General features: G+C 35.3%; 11 protein-coding genes and 1 pseudogene. 5 read left to right on the top strand and 7 right to left on the bottom strand.

The features are described from left to right. Window positions 1-254 precede the first annotated feature (254 nt). From EJB00_RS04680 to EJB00_RS04670, 3 genes are all read right to left on the bottom strand, one after another. A complete protein-coding gene (locus tag EJB00_RS04680; protein ID WP_015587824.1) occupies window positions 255-845 on the bottom strand; it encodes a COQ9 family protein in 591 nt (196 codons plus the stop codon). A gap of 18 nt (window positions 846-863) precedes the next feature. Continuing rightward, the gene (locus tag EJB00_RS04675; protein ID WP_015587823.1) at window positions 864-2,396 is read right to left on the bottom strand and encodes a Mur ligase family protein; all 1,533 of its coding nucleotides are present in this window, start codon (window positions 2,394-2,396) and stop codon (window positions 864-866) included. A 75-nt stretch (window positions 2,397-2,471) separates the two neighbouring features. Then, the gene (locus tag EJB00_RS04670; protein ID WP_225416254.1) at window positions 2,472-3,185 is read right to left on the bottom strand and encodes a recombinase zinc ribbon domain-containing protein; all 714 of its coding nucleotides are present in this window, start codon (window positions 3,183-3,185) and stop codon (window positions 2,472-2,474) included. 226 nt (window positions 3,186-3,411) lie between these two features. On the opposite strand from EJB00_RS04670, the gene EJB00_RS04660 reads away from it, so the two are divergent. After that, window positions 3,412-4,377, top strand: coding sequence for an IS110 family RNA-guided transposase (locus EJB00_RS04660; protein ID WP_135352759.1), 966 nt, complete (start codon window positions 3,412-3,414; stop codon window positions 4,375-4,377). An 81-nt stretch (window positions 4,378-4,458) separates the two neighbouring features. On the opposite strand, the pseudogene EJB00_RS04655 reads toward EJB00_RS04660, so the two are convergent. The 4 genes and pseudogenes from EJB00_RS04655 to mutL all read right to left on the bottom strand — a co-directional run. Further along, a pseudogene (locus EJB00_RS04655) lies at window positions 4,459-4,935 on the bottom strand (hypothetical protein); the annotation flags it as partial. A 170-nt stretch (window positions 4,936-5,105) separates the two neighbouring features. After that, on the bottom strand, window positions 5,106-5,771 hold the full coding sequence (locus tag EJB00_RS04650) for a JAB domain-containing protein (RefSeq protein WP_015587821.1): 666 nt from the start codon (window positions 5,769-5,771) through the stop codon (window positions 5,106-5,108). A 170-nt stretch (window positions 5,772-5,941) separates the two neighbouring features. Beyond that, window positions 5,942-6,880 carry a WO male-killing family protein Wmk gene (wmk, locus tag EJB00_RS04645; RefSeq protein ID WP_015587820.1) on the bottom strand — a complete coding sequence of 313 codons (939 nt, stop codon included), beginning with the start codon at window positions 6,878-6,880 and terminating at the stop codon, window positions 5,942-5,944. A gap of 68 nt (window positions 6,881-6,948) precedes the next feature. Next, window positions 6,949-8,739, bottom strand: a complete 1,791-nt coding sequence (gene mutL / locus EJB00_RS04640) for a DNA mismatch repair endonuclease MutL (protein WP_135352761.1) — start codon at window positions 8,737-8,739, stop codon at window positions 6,949-6,951. Window positions 8,740-9,403: 664 nt separating this feature from the next. On the opposite strand from mutL, the gene ltrA reads away from it, so the two are divergent. The 4 genes from ltrA (at window position 9,404) to EJB00_RS04620 (ending at window position 16,081) form a co-directional block, all read left to right on the top strand. Next, the gene (gene ltrA / locus EJB00_RS04635) at window positions 9,404-10,651 is read left to right on the top strand and encodes a group II intron reverse transcriptase/maturase (protein ID WP_015587818.1); all 1,248 of its coding nucleotides are present in this window, start codon (window positions 9,404-9,406) and stop codon (window positions 10,649-10,651) included. A gap of 557 nt (window positions 10,652-11,208) precedes the next feature. Then, on the top strand, window positions 11,209-13,002 hold the full coding sequence (locus EJB00_RS04630; RefSeq protein WP_015587817.1) for a reverse transcriptase/maturase family protein: 1,794 nt from the start codon (window positions 11,209-11,211) through the stop codon (window positions 13,000-13,002). Window positions 13,003-13,058: 56 nt separating this feature from the next. After that, window positions 13,059-13,295, top strand: a complete 237-nt coding sequence (locus EJB00_RS04625; protein ID WP_041581314.1) for a hypothetical protein — start codon at window positions 13,059-13,061, stop codon at window positions 13,293-13,295. A gap of 185 nt (window positions 13,296-13,480) precedes the next feature. Beyond that, window positions 13,481-16,081, top strand: coding sequence for an ankyrin repeat domain-containing protein (locus tag EJB00_RS04620; protein ID WP_135352826.1), 2,601 nt, complete (start codon window positions 13,481-13,483; stop codon window positions 16,079-16,081). Window positions 16,082-16,113 lie beyond the last annotated feature (32 nt).

The following is a 16,113-nucleotide window of genomic DNA, read 5'->3' as shown; positions in this document are numbered from 1 at the left end:
CATCCCAGTGCCCAGACACCAGCCTTTCTTACCAACAAAAACTTAGCATAACTTTTGTTCTCAAAAAATTTCTGAATTCCAGTGTCAAGCACTGATCTTCAATCTCCGTACATCTCTGCGTCACGCACTGAAATGACACCATGAAGCTTTAGCTATAAATATTAAGCAAGCAAAAAGTGGATGTTCAATTATCTTAACATAAAAATCAAGGCAGCTTTAGGTATAAATACGAGTAACTCGTATAAGTAAAGAGGCTATAAGAAGTTTCTTACCATTCTATTCAAACGGGTTTTAAACTTTTGAAATGTCATGACATTGTTGATACGTTTGTCAAGAAACGACAGGGTATCTGCAAAATCTTTTGAATAATCATTGATAAAAAAAAGTATCGTACTTAAGTACACTCCAGCTAATATTGCTCTTTTTGTATAGTAGTTAAAATCTGTTGATTGATCATGAATGCCATACCAAATCGCGCTAACAGTTCTGTACAAGAGTTTACTAGAAAAATATGTATTTTGGGGTAATATAGAGAATGATAAAACATTTTTTAAAAACTCTCTGTAATTTTGTAACTTAGCATAGTTTGAAAGGCGTATTTGGACAGCTAACTTTATCCGCTCTCTTACCTTCATATTTTCTAAATTGGAATTCCAAAATTCAGTTTCCATTGAGCTATTTAAGTCCTCTGCTATGTACTCCAAAGCACTATATATTCCATTTTGAAATTTACAAAAACTATTGGCTAGGTTAAGGTTCGTGCACACTTTCAATAAGGTTGCATCACTTATTCCTTCAAATGGAATAACCTTAATCAACTCATCTACTATTAACTTTTGTTCCATACAATATTATACTAAACATCACATATAATTATACCTGAGATTTTCAAACATTCTGCAAAATGCTTCACCGCGCTCTTCAAAATTTTTCCACTGATCAAAAGAAGAACATGCAGGAGAAAGTAATATCGCTACTTCTTCTTTGCTATTTATGGCCTCTTCAAAAGCCAGTTTAAATGCGTTTTCTAGATTATAGCACTTCATATAATCTATTTTGTTCTCCATAATGTTTGCAAAAACTTCAGTTGATTCTCCAATAAGAAAAGCTTTTCTAATCTTGGTGAAATGCTTGCTTAATGATTCTATTCCGCCTTTTTTGCTTTTTCCGCCAACAATCCAATATATGTTTTTATAAGATAAAATTGCCTTTTCGGTCGATTCTGCATTGGTTGCTTTGCTATCGTTGATAAAAAGTACATTATGTATTTTGCCAAGAAATTCATTTCTGTGTCTTAGCCCTGGAAAGGATTTGATTTCATTGACAATAGTGCTGCTATCTACTCCAAGTAACTTGCACACAGCGTGTGCAGCTACTATATTTTCTACATTGGATACTAGGTTTACTTTCATATCACTCATTGATAAGTTGTGATTCTCTAGTTTTAGCGAGATCTCCTGAATCTCAGCACTCCTTTTGTCATCCAAGTAGCTGACACTGGGATCCAGATAATTTCGATCTATACCAGTAATCTGTTCACTATAATCAAGCAAATTGTTATCTGCCAATGATATTAGATCTCTTGCACTACCCTCTATCATCTGAGTAGTTGGCAATGGTTTTTCTTTTCTGGTCATGCGCTGGAATGACACCAGGGAATATGTTACTGAAATTGGAATTTTGTTCCCAGTGAATTTATTGAATACATCAGCGGTAATTTTGTTATCACATCCTATCACGGCAATCTTGCTACTGTTTATCAGTTTTAATTTAGTTGCTATGTAGTTATTCATACTTCCATGTCTATCTATGTGGTCTGGTGTGATGTTGAGCAATACAGAAATGTCTACATTAATTTTATTTATTAGCTCCAATTGAAAAGAGGAGAATTCAATTACATAAATTTCTGCATCTCTTTCTAAATCCAAAATAGGCACACCTAAATTCCCGCCAATAGCTACTTTTTTCCCTGTGGATTTTAATATGTACCCTATTAGTGACGTGGTGGTTGATTTGCCATTTGTTCCGGTGATGCCTACAACCTTCTGGCTTGTAGTTTTAGTTTCAAGAAATAGCTCAATGTCTGATTTTATTTTGCAGTCAAAGCTTCTTGCAAGTTTTACTACCCAATGCGTTGGTATTGGCACTCCAGGGCTCAAAATTAGTGTGCTTATCTCATGCCAATTATACTCATTGGGATGAGTAAAGTTACACTCTTTATATATCTTTTTTGCATTTGCTATTTGCTCTTTATTATCATCCCATGCATATATTTTTGCACTGCTTTTTGTTAGAGCATTAATAACGGACAAACCAGTTTTACCAAGGCCGAAAACTGCAACACTTTGATTTTTGTATTTGTTTAGTTGCACTTCTAGATAACTTATGCGAACCATTTTATAAAGATATAATACAAATTATAATGACTTCTTCCATAGTTTTTGGCAGTGCTTAACTTTATTGTCACAACCTTAGCCAATAGAAAACTCCTTGACACATTTTGCCAACTCCCTTACCATGACGTCCAGTACAATGTTGCAAATTAAAATCTCTCCATCCTGTGCTGGTTCTTCGATTCTAAACGCCACTTCTACCTGATCATAACCAATCTGAATTCGTTCTACTAATGCTTTAATGATGCCACGCTTAGTTTGCCAATCTAGCTGTTCCAAATTAGATTTTACACTGGAATAAAGACTCTTTATACTGTTGATGATAAGGTTCATTCCCTTCTCTATCGCTTTTTGATCAACTACCTTTTTCTTCTCTTCTTCTATCCCTCTTAAGCGTTCCCTCATTCTTTTCATCGTCTGTTTAAATTCTTCCTCACTTATATATCCTTTATCTCCTACATTTTCTTGACTATAATAGTCTTCCATTAACTTTTCGATGCCTTGTTTTATTTGATTTTCCCTTCTTGCAAACTTCTTATCTGATGATTCATCATTTTTATTTTCTGCAATTCTACGGTGATACTCATTTTTTATTATCTCTGGGTTTTTTAGTAAATTTTTCACCTTTTCCCATATAGCTGTTTCTAACATATCTGTACGGACCAATTTATTAGTACACTTCTCCCTACCATCAGTAATACGTATAGTACTACTACAGCGATAATAGCTAAACTTTTTTCCTTCAACTCCACATTGTGCACCACTATACGCATATCCACAGTTTTGACACACAACTAGACCTTATATGTTAAAAACAAGTCTTTATAAATGTCACGAAATGGCGGTATAAAGACACGCAGAGAGGAGGAACCGTACATACTCTTGGTCATAAGGACCGTTTTGCAGCAAGGTTCTCCTCTCTGGTTTATTATACTGAAAGTTCCGAACAACTGGTTGAGCTTTTAGGCTCGTATATAAGGGTGGAAAATGCAGTATACACATTATTTATGGAGGGATTATGAATTTATCAAATATTATTACTGGCATTGATATTAGCAAAAATAAACTAGATATCCATATTCATCCACTTGGACATCATAAAGTATTTGAAAATAACGTTCAAGCTATTGATCAAATAATCGACTTTTTGCGTTTACATAACGTAACCAAAGTTGGACTTGAAGCAACTGGTGGGTACGAAAAATTATGTGCTTATACTTTATTAAGCCATGGTTTTGAAGTATATGTCATTCAACCAAGATGGGTGAGAGATTATGCAAAAAGCCTTGGTATTGCTACTAAAACTGATAAAATAGACTGTAGCATCATCTCACGTTATGTTAGTAATACAGACATGCGTGTCACTCCTTTAAAAGTTAGTAGTATTGACTGTTTGAAGCAAAAATTATCTCGCAGGAATCAACTAGTAGAAATAGCAAAAATACAAAAAACCCAAGCTCATCAAGTAACCGATTTATCTATAATCAAACAAATGGAAGAGCTACTTGCAGTTTTACAAAATCAAATTCAAGTCTTAGAAGATGAGGTAATGGAATTAGTCGATAAAAATCAAGAGCTTAAAAAAAAGTATATGTCAATAACTAGTATACCTGGTATAGGTGCAATAACAGCTATTACTTTTATTTGTTATCTACCCGAGCTTGGAACTCTCCAACATAAAGAAATATCCAGCCTTTCCGGAGTTGCACCTTTTAATCGAGATAGTGGTTTTAGTAAGGGAAAAAGGTGTATTCAGGGTGGTAGATCACAAATTAGAAAGGTTTTACATATGTGCATTCTTAGTGCGCAAAGGTACAATTCTTATATAAAAATCTTCTTTGATAGGCTATACAATCAATATAAAAAACCATATAAAGTTGCTTCTACTGCTGCAATGAGAAAATTACTTATCCTTGCTAACTCTTTAGTAAGAGACGGTAGACTGTTTACTGAGGAGTATAGCCCTAAAACTGTTTCTATATAGTAATAGCATAGCTGTGAATAAGTACGCCCACACAAATTTTAAGTACTTATTCACAGCTACATCAATTTTTCTATTGACTTTTAACACAACTGCTGAGAAACTCCATTCCCCATCATTACATGCATTTAGCCTTGTTCCATCACCTATTACTTCATCTATAACTTTGTTCATCTCTTTTGGGGTTTTTGCTTTTACCACTCCACTCTTAAACCAGCTCAACTTTTCACTTTCGCTTATACTTGGCTTTATTTTTTGCAAGGCGGAGGTAAATGGATTTTTATCTTCTTGATCACTTGCAGGTTTTGTGCCATAAACATAGTCAAATCCTTTCCCACAGTTGATTTTGTTTTCGCGAACTTCTCTACCAGGGAAAGGTGCTATTTCCTCAGGCTTTTTAGCCTTATTAATTTTGCTTACAAAGGTGGATTGCTCCTTAGTACGACCTATTCCTACAATAGCATTTAACACCTCACCTTTTGATAATCTATCAAGATCAATGTTTAACTCGTAAGTACCTCCTTCTTGATCATCAAAAGGTACAATTATTTTATTACTCATATTAGCCTCCGCTATTAAATATACTTTACTAAGTCTACAACCGACTTTATTACTTTATTATTAACTTAATATATACTTTCTCATTAATTATAAGTAACAATTAATGTGCTTGCAAATACTTTCTTCATTCAAGTAGTTAAACAACTCATGAAAATCTTCAAATATCTGCTTTATAACAGTCCTTGCTCTTTAAAGCTAAAATACCCAACACTTGTGATGATAATGTGATCCAGTAACCTAATCCCTATAGTCTGACAAGCTTTAGCCAAGTCTTTAGTTACAGCTTCATCCTCATCAGATGGCTTTAACCTTCCTTCTGGGTGGTTATGCGATATTATTATTGACGTCGCTTTTCTTATTAATGCCTTTCTTGTTACTTCTCTTATGTAAAAAGGTACCTTATCCACTGTACCAGTGAACACTTCTTCCCACTTTAAACGGCACTTTTGATCAAAATATATTATTTTCATCTTTTCCTCCTCTGAATAGCCAATACTAACCCTTAAATATTTTACTATGGTTTCCAAGTTATCCATTACAGGTCCTTTCTTTAACTCTTCTCTTGGTACTCTCTTTGCAGCTTCCTTTAGACATAAAATTACTGCTACTGTAGAGTCAGTTATCCCTTCTATAGTTTTCAAGTCATCTATTTCCTGACCTAAAATTCCTCCTATTCCAAAACTATCTATTAGCTTTCTAGCAATAACTCGAGCTTCTTCCCTGTCATGCACTGCACTTAGAAACGTTTCTATTACTTCACGATCAAGTAGAGCTTTACCGTTGCTTTCTAATGCTCTGAACTCTATTTCTTCTCTACGATCTTTCTTATTATTCATAAAAATTACCCTTCACTAATAACAAAATGTTTTTATATATTTACTGCTGTTTTTTTGTCAGCATTGGCATAAAGCCATAGCTTTTGAGTGAAGTCAAATCAATTTCTCAATCTTTTTTACTTATTTTTTCATCAAAAAGTAAAGATATTAATAGATACTGATTTTTTATTTCAAATTTGTTGAATTTCGTCTAAAGAGATGCCCACTGTTTTTAAAATAATATTGATAGAAATTCCTTCCTTAACTAAATTCTTTGCAATTTTCATCTTTTCTACTCTCTTCACTTTCTCTTTGCAAACTTGTATGCTTTCAAACAGAGATTTTATTAGTACATGCCGTAGTTCTTGGCTCTTGATCTTTTTGTATTCTTCTATTAACTTTGATAGCTCTGCTTCACTATTCTCATTTTCTCTTGTTTCTGGAAGCAGATCTGTAATATTAATTAATAGTACCTTTGCTATTTCATCTAACATTTCAAGTGAAACAGCAGCTCGTCCTTGTTCATATTCATATATTCTTTGATTTATTATGCCCACTTTACTTGCTAAATCTTCCTGAGTGTATCCTCTTCTCAACCTCCATTCTTTTATTCTTTGACCTACTTTATACGGAATAGAAATTTTTTTCTCATCATTATCATATTCATCAATAGATAAACTGGTCGTTTGAGAGATAACATGAGCAGAAACTCCTTCCTTAACTAAACCCTTTGCCACCTCTATTTTTACTACCTTTCCACTTTCTTCCTCACCAATACGGATGAATTTAGTTAATAAATAAAACGTTTCACGTAATTCTTGGTTCTTAATCTCTTTATGTCTTCTTACTAGATTTAGTACCTCCTCTCCCTCATACCCTTTCTCATTTGATACTTCTTGTCCGCAAGCTAGATCTCTAACAGTTGTTGATAATGCTTCTGCTAATTCATATAACTTCTTAATTGAAATTCTGCGCGTTCCTTTTTCATATTGCAGTATTACCTGATATGTTGTTCCGATTTTTTTTGCTAAATCTTTTTGAGTATATCCCTTTGCTAATCTACGATTTCTTACTTCCTGTCCTATTACTTTGTAATCTAAAAAATTAGAGCATTTATTCTCTTTTTTCACATTTTATACTCCATAACCAGAAGAGCTATCACGTATACCTAATTGGGAACCTTTTTGACAAACTGAACTCATCTCCTTTCAAACAATTTTTCTATATCACTTAGTTTCATTTCTATATAAATTGGTCTTTCATGACCAGAATATGGAGTTTTCTCAATTTGTCTTAGTATCTCATTCATCTCTTCCAACTTCATTTCCCTTCCAGCTCTATGGCACACAATGGTAGCTAACACTTTTTCTTCTATAGGTAGCGTATCTCCTATCTCCATTAATCTATCAACTATATTCATCACCATCTCTTTCACATTTATTGTTCTTAAAATTGCAGGTATTTCTTTCACCCTTACTTTATCTTCTGATTCTATTTCAATACCAAAACCCATTTCGAAAAGCTTATCTTTATACATTTCAACCATCTCCATTCCAGCTTGGTTTTTAATCTCGACTATTTCAGGAAGAAGAAGCTTTTGCCTTTTTATGCTTGATTTTTGTTTTAAGCACTCATAGATCAACCTCTCATGAGCTGCGTGCTGGTCTACTATAATTAATTTGTCTTTAGCCTCAGCAACAATGTAAGTATTGTAGACCTGACAGCGTGCATATCCCAGAGGATAATCCTCTATTAAATCAATTTGCTTCCTTTCTAAAACCATCGTTCCCTTTTGGGGTGGAGATTCTCCATATTTAAACGTTTCTGGTAAGCTTTGCCTTCTTTCATCTGGTGCATTGAATTCTTTCATTAGACGATTTTCTAAAAGACTTGGTCTCTTTTCATAAAACTCTTTTTGATCTTTTTTCTCTTGACTATCAACCTGCTCTTGGCTTTTACTATCATTAAAAATTAGCTCCTCTTCAATACCTTGATCACCCGCTGCAAATCTCGTTGATAGTGTTTTTATTATCCCTCTTCTCACTATTTCATATATTAGCCTTTTATTCTGAAATCTTACTTCCGATTTATTTGGATGCACATTTACATCTACTTGGTCATATGGTACTTCTAAATGCAACACTGCAAAAGGATACCTATTGTTTGGAATAAAATCGTGATACGCATATCTAATTGCACCAACAAGTAGATTGTCTTTTATTGGCCTTCCATTAACAAACGTACAAATCTGAGTTGAGTTGCCACGATTGACATTAGGTTTACAGATGTGTCCCTTAAGTTTGATGCCTTCTTCTTCCTCTTTAACTTCCAGTGAATTGCTTTGAAATTCTTCTTCTATTTCACATAATCTGTTGAACAGCGAAGTTTGCTTAACATATTTTAAGAGCTTTTTATTACCAGAAGTGAGAGTAAACCCAATACTATAATTAATCATCGCTAAGTTATTCACAATATCAACAATACTTTGTGTTTCTGCCCTTTCGGTTTTTAGAAACTTTAGTCTATTTGGTGTAGCAAAAAATAAGTCACGAACTTCAATATATGTACCTTGCAACAAAGAACAAGGGGTAATCTCTCTTATTTTTTCTCCTCCCTCATACCTTATAGACCATGCTTCCTTTGCTCCACTTGCCTTAGACGATAATTTCATTCTGCTTACTGCTGCAATTGAAGGTAAAGCTTCTCCCCTAAACCCAAGGTGCTTGATTTCTATTAACTCACTATCGCTTAATTTTGAAGTGGCATGCCTCATAAATGCTAGTTCTAAGTCGTCCTTTTCTATTCCATTTCCATCATCTGTCACAGTTATAAGGTTACGTCCACCACTTTCTATTTTGATCTCTATCTCTGAACTTCCAGCATCTATTGCATTTTCTACTAATTCCTTTACTACACTCGCTGGCCTTTCTATTACCTCTCCTGCTGCTATACGATTTATAGTTTTTGTGTCTAAAAGAATTATTGCCATATTTTCAACTCTCAGTCTGATCAGTTTAATATCAATTAAAATCAGATTGTCTATTAAATTCTATTCTAAGCCCTTTCATGAAGATCATTAGAATTATGTATAATTATTAATGCTTTTTGTGTGCCGTAGAGACACAAGGAATGTTCAGGAAAGAGCAAACTAAGTGCGAAAGCTGCACAATAGATGAGGGTGGACCCCTCAGAGCCGGTTTACAAGAGCAGGCTTCAAACAACCATAAGCTGCTTTGGTAAAGAGCCAAGGTAGTGAGCGTTATGGAAAAGGCGTAATTATGCGTCATGTGTGAAATAGAGAGATGAACGCAAGTGAACCACTGATTACACGTCGAAAGGTAATACGATGATGTCAAAACCAGGGGAGAAAAAGTAACTTGGGATAAGCCTATCGGGAACTTGTCTACTGGGTAGGTGGCATCCGGCATATAGGTGGCATGAACCTATTTCAGGCTATTGTGTGGAACTACGGGAACCTGTCGTTTCGATGATAAGGGAGAAGTCCAAGGAGCTGAACTCTAAGGAAGAGAGTACTGATGCGAAAAACAGGGGCGGATTAGCTTGTAGTAATGAAGAAGTTTTTGTAATGGAAATGGAGCGAAGGGGCTGAGTTATTTAGTTTTTATTATTTATCAACCGAAAGGGAAGAGTTAATGAATAAAACAAAATCTTTTGACATACCAAAGCAACTGATTTGGAAAGCTTATAAACAAGTATCCAAAAACAGAGGTGCGGCAGGTGTAGATGAGGTCTCGATAACAAAGTTTGAAGAAAATCTAAAAGATAATCTATACAAACTGTGGAATCGGATGTCATCCGGAAGTTATTTTCCAGAATCAGTAAAAGCTGTTGCGATACCAAAAGATACAGGAGGACAAAGAACTTTATGTGTTCCTTCAGTATTCGACAGGATAGGGCAAACAGCAGCTACTATGTATCTCGAACCGTTAGTAGAGCCGGAATTTCACGAAGATTCATATGGTTATAGACCAAACAAGTCTGCACTGGATGCGGTAAGTACAGCGTGTAAGAGATGTTGGAGAAGTGATTGGATGATAGATCTTGATATTTCTGGATTTTTCGACAATCTGGATCATGTGTTAGCACTGCAAACTATCAAGAAGCATACAGATTGCAAGTGGGTCATACTGTACGTGGAAAGGTGGATGAAAGCCCCGATTCAACTAGCAGATGGCAGTAAGGTAGTTAGGAATAAGGGAGTTCCACAAGGAGGTTCTGTAAGCCCAATCATTTCCAACATATTTATGCATCATGCATTTGATATGTGGATGAGGCAAAACTACCCAACAATACCATTTGAGAGATATGTAGATGATGCAATGGTGCACTGTAAAACCCAGAAACAGGCAAAATTCATAAAAGACAAGATCGAAGAAAGATTGGCTGAGTTTAAGCTAAAATTACATCCTGAAAAGACACAAATAGTGTACTGTAAGGATGACAATAGGAGAGATGAGTTTCCAATACAGAGCTTTGACTTTCTGGGTTACACGTTCAGACCTAGACTGGCAAAGAACAATAAAATAGGAAACTATTTTGTCTCATTTCTACCTGCAATTAGCAACAAAGCCAAGAAGAAGATCAACCAAACCATAAGGTCATGGAAAATACGTAGGCAAACATATACAACACTAGAGAAAATATCAAAGAAAATAAATCCTATAGTCCGAGGCTGGTATCAGTACTATGGCAGGTTTTATAAATCAGAGATGTATCCATCTCTCAGAAATGTAGAGTGGCACCTAGTAGGATGGGTCAGAGCCAAATATAAGAAACTTCGAAATCATAGAAGACTAGCAAAGCAATTTCTAGCAAAAGTGAGAAAGAGGTCTCCAAATATTTTCTATCACTGGACACTAGGATTGGGATCAAAAGGATGAATAACGGGAGCTGTATAAATTGAGAGGGTGCGCCGTGGTACGCATTAAGAAATACTTAGCGGAGCTAAGCGAGGTTCAGAATAAATGGCCTCGAGGTGAACAACTAACTTTAACCCGAAAGGGAAGGAGGACAAGAGCATGTATGTAAAGCGAGAGTTATCTGAAGATGTGTAAGGTAACGGCTTGCAACACCTGATCAATATGGTTAAAGCTAAACTGCTTGAATTCTAATCTTCAGGGGTGGGATTTCACATCCATGGGTATCACATTTAAAACCCCATGTCTACAGTAAGCACAAATTAAACTTTCGTTTGTGTGACATTCTGGCTGTAGAACGATAAGTAGTGAACTTATTTAAGAGGATGAATAGAAAACCTAAGTTGATCTAGAACAGTTCTTAGTGACGGAACATGGGATGACCTAAGGAACGCGAGTTCTATGGTTACGGAGTCATCGTAGTAGTCGTGAAAGTAACGAATCACCGGGGAGTGTGGGAAAGCCACATACAGGGCAAAGGGTGACAGATAATTGAATGTTGAAATTGGGAGGTACGCAAGATGCGGAAAGCTGAAACAATACTTAACATTATACGTGAACGTGGACAAAGAAATTTGCCGGTTAAAAACGTATATCGCCTACTCTATCAGCGTGATCTTTACCTTCGGGCGTATGGCAAACTTTGTCGTAATAAAGGTGCTATGACAGAAGGTGTGACAGTTGAAACAGTTGATGGTATGTCTTTGGAAAAGATCGATAAAATCATAGAGGGTTTACGCTATGAGCGATATCGGTGGACACCAGTAAAACGTATCTATGTTTTAAAGAAGAGTGGTAAACGCAGGCCGTTAGGGTTGCCAACATGGTCAAATAAGTTACTTCAAGAAGTAATTCGATTAATATTGGAAGCCTACTATGAGCCTAAATTTAGTGAATGTTCACATGGATTTCGACCAAAGCGTGGATGCCACACTGCATTAAGAGCAGTAATGCAAAAAGGCAGAGGTACAAAATGGTTTATAGAGGGAGATCTCAGTGCATGTTATGACTCAATTGATCATACTATGTTGTTGAAAATACTGAGTGAAAGCTTCCAAGATAACCGTTTTATTCAGCTAATCAATCGACTGCTAAAAGCAGGATATATGGAAAATTGGAAGTACAATAAGAGTCATAGTGGGGTACCACAAGGTTCTATTATTGGTCCAATTCTGAGTAACATATTACTCGATCGGTTAGATAAACATGTGGAGCATATACTAATACCAGCAAATAACCGAGGTAAGCGAAGAAGGACAAATCCAAAATATTTAAGGTTAACCATGCAAGTATCGATGATGAGAAAACAAGGGAACTGGGATCAAGCAAAACAACTGCGTCAATTAGTGCAGGGTATGCCATCTAAGGATTCTTGCGATCTAAATTATCGACGTCTTTGGTATGTTAGGTATGCTGATGATTTTCTGGTAGGGTTTGCAGGACCAAAGAATGAAGCTGAACAAATTAAGAATGAGATTGCTGGGTTTCTCAATGAGGAGCTCAAACTTATGCTTAATGAAGATAAAACGTTTATTACACATGCGTGTGATAGCAAAGCCAATTTTTTGGGTTATGAAATACATGTTTTGCATGCAGATGATAAACATGATCATCGGACACAACGATGTATTAACGGTAGTATTGGGTTACGTGTACCACATCATATAAAGCAGAAAAAGTGTTCTGAATATATGCGTTGTGGTAAACCGATACATTTACCTCAACGTACAATTGATACAGCTTACAGTATTGTTGCTCAGTATCAAACTGAATATCGAGGAATTGTACAATACTACAAAATGGCCTACAACCTTCACACACTAAGTTATCTGAAATATGTGATGGAAGTATCATTAGTAAAGACTTTAGCATCTAAATACAAAACAACTTGCAGGAAAATTTATAGAAAATTTGGTGCGACGATCGAAAATGATGAAGGTGAAAAACGAAAAGTCATCCAAATCAGAGTAGATCGTTTACCATCAAAGATACCATTAATTACACACTTTGGTGCTGTGTTGCTAAAATGGAATAAATGGGTAAGCATAAGTGATAACCTTATACCAATATGGAATAAGCGTAGTGAAATAGAGCAAAGACTATTGGCACAAACTTGTGAATTATGTAAATCACAAGAGCAGATTGAAGTACATCACGTACGTAAACTTGCTGATTTGCTAGGTAAACGTAATACTGAACTACCGGAATGGAAAAAGAGAATGATTGAACGACAGAGGAAAACTCTTGTTGTTTGTCATGAATGCCATAAGAAAATCCAATATGGAAAATATGATGGTGACTCCTTAAAACATTAGATTATTGGAGAGCCACGTGATACGGAAACGATCATGCGTGGTTCGGAGAGGGGTTGTTGGAAAAGTACTTAACAAGTAACTCGCTGGCTGCCCACTCTACTTTACGTACAGTTCTGCGAGAGACTGGTGGGGAAGCTCCGCCGGTCTACTCTCCAAATGGATTTCCTATTGTTCTTTCTAAGTTCCTTGGTGCACGTAACGATTATTCTTTAAAAAGAATATTGGCTACTGAGAAGAATGAAGACATCTTCATCAGAGAAAAAAGGGGCAAAAAACAGAGAAATTTGATGTAGCTACTTAAGGTAGGTGTCTCTATTGCAGCTGAGACAGCTGATCACCCATGATCAAATAAAAAAGTTATAAGTACACAGATTGGATACAGTATCTTTTTTAAGAAGAAGATTTATCTTGCTTAAAAACTTGTAGATGCTATATTTACATAAATTCTTCATGCGAGGCCTTTATATGCGAGGCCTTTATGTTTACTAATAGAATATCTAATAATCTGGATCAGCTACAATTTTTTGTAGAGTTTTTAAATGCAAATTATGAAGCTCAGAAATATCTTAGTCTTACACCACTACATTTAGCAGCAGGAAATGGTCAGTTGGATTTAGTCAACACTTTATTAGAAGAAGGTTTAGATATTAATTCAGAGATTAAGTACGATGGCTTTACGCCACTGTATTTTTCAATTGCAAAAAATCGCTTAGAGATGGTTAATTTTCTTATTGCTCATGGAGCAGATGTAAACCATAAGACCATTCTAGGCTTTACACCTTTAAGTTTTGCATCCCAGCAAGGATATTTAGATATAGTCAACACCTTGATTGCAAATGGAGCAGATCTTAGTACTAAAACAGATAAACTTAATACACCTTTACACCTAGCAGCAGAGAATGGTCATCTAGATACAGTAAATGTTTTTATTGAAAAGGGATTAGATGTTAATGCTGTAAATAATGATCGAGCAAGACCTTTACATTCTGCAGTACAAAATGGTAACCTCGAAGTAGTTAAAGCTCTTATTTCACAAGGGTCTGATATTAACGCTGGATCTTCAGGCATAGGTAATCATAAAGTTGATGCAAACATTACACCCTTACATCTGGGAATACAAACTGGTAGGTTAGATATAGTTAAGGTTCTGCTTGAAGCGGGAGCAAACGTTAATGCAAAAACAGATGATAAGATTACACCTCTACATTTAGCGTCTCACAATGGCTTTTTAGAGTTAGTAGACATTTTACTAAAAGCAAAATCTAATGTTAATGCTAAGGATTATGAGAATCTTACACCACTACATTTAGCAGCAGAACGTAATCACTTTGGAGTAGTTAAGTCTCTTCTTCTCGTAAAGGGAATTGATGTTAATGCTAAAGGCCACGATAATTCCACAGCTTTACATATAGGATCTCAGAATGGTCACCTAGAAGTAGTGAAGCTACTAATAGAGAAAAAAGCCAATGTTAATGCTAAAAAAAACGAAGGTTTTACACCTTTGCATCTAGCAATTCAGCAAAGTCATTTCGAGGTGAGTGATTTTTTAATTAAAAATGGAGCAAACATTAACACCGTGGATGATCAGAATTGGACTCCTTTACATAATGCAGCATATAATGGTTTTTCTTTAAAAATAGTAGAGAGCTTAATTGCAAAAGGAGCAAATATAAATGCAAAGATGGATGATGGTAAAAGAGCTCTACATTTGGCAGCAGAACATAATCACTTGGAAATAATGAATTTCTTGATTGAAAATGGAGCAGATATTAATGCTCTAGATAACAGAAGTTGGATTCCTCTACATTGTGCAGCATATGATGGTAATTTAGAAGTTGCTAAATCTTTGCTTGATAAAGGAGCAGACATTAATGCTAAAACAGTTAAAAGTACTACACCTCTACACTTTGCAGTAGGCCATGATCATTTAGAGGTGGTTGAATTGCTCTTAGAAAAGGAAGCAGATATTAATGCTTTAGATCACACAAATTGGACTCCTTTACATTTTGCAGCAGAAAAAGGTTATGATCAGATAGCAACCGTTCTATTGAAACATGGTGCTGATGTAAATGTAAAAGAAGATCAAAATAAAGTCACAGCCCTACATCTTGCAGCTCAATATGGTCATCCTAAGGTAGTTAAAACTCTTATTATAAATGGAGCGGATGTTAATGCAAAAATGGATAAAAATGCTACGCCTTTACACTTAGGGGCACAAATTGGTAATTTAGATATAGTTAGGTCTCTACTTATGAGCGGAGCATACTTTAATGCTAGAGCTGAAGTAGATAGATATGTTTTACCATTACACTTTGCGGAAAGAAGAGGAAACCCAGAAGTAATAAAATTACTAAAATTGGTTGAGAAGTTATTTAAGGCTATAGAAGATAATAATTATTTAGGAATTGAGAGTTCCATTAGAGATGGAGCAATCATTGATTCGAAGAACGTGGATGGAAGAACGCCATTACATTATGCTGTTAATAATGGGCACATAAAAGTTGTAAATATCTTGCTAGCAAATGGAGCTGATGCTACTCAAGTTACTAACAAGGGTAATACACCATTACACACTGCTGCTTCCAAAGGTCATAAAGAAATTATTGAAGCTTTGTTACAACGTGTAAGCCACAATAAATTGAGTGATTTTATTAATGCTAAAACAATAGTTAAAGGCACTACATCGTTGCATGTTGCTACTGAAAATAGCTTTTTCGAAGCTGTAAAATCTTTGTTGAAACATGGTGCAATTTATAACATCAAGAATAAAGAAGGTAAAACACCACTTGATCTTTCTCGAGACCAGAATATTACTAACCTATTGAAATTAGTAGAAGAGCTATTTGAAAATGCAAAAAATGGTAATGTTGAAATTATCAGTAAGCTGAGAGCAATAAAACCCGATGAGCGCGTAGCTGTAACAAATGCTCGTGATGATCAAGGCAAGTCATTAGTCCAGGTTGCAGTAATCAATAAACACTCAAACCTTGCAAGTAGATTATTAGAAATATTAAAAAGTCCAGATCAGAGTTTACAAGATGTCAGCGTAGAAAATCGAGTAAAGAGTTTAAAGTTATAGTTCTCTTAAATGAAACTCTAATGAGGGTGCCA

The organism is Wolbachia endosymbiont of Drosophila mauritiana, assembly GCF_004795975.1.
In the GTDB taxonomy this organism is placed as follows: Bacteria; Pseudomonadota; Alphaproteobacteria; order Rickettsiales; family Anaplasmataceae; genus Wolbachia.
The sequence above is the reverse complement of the archived record's forward strand: the minus strand, read 5'-3'. Positions and strand labels throughout refer to the sequence as shown.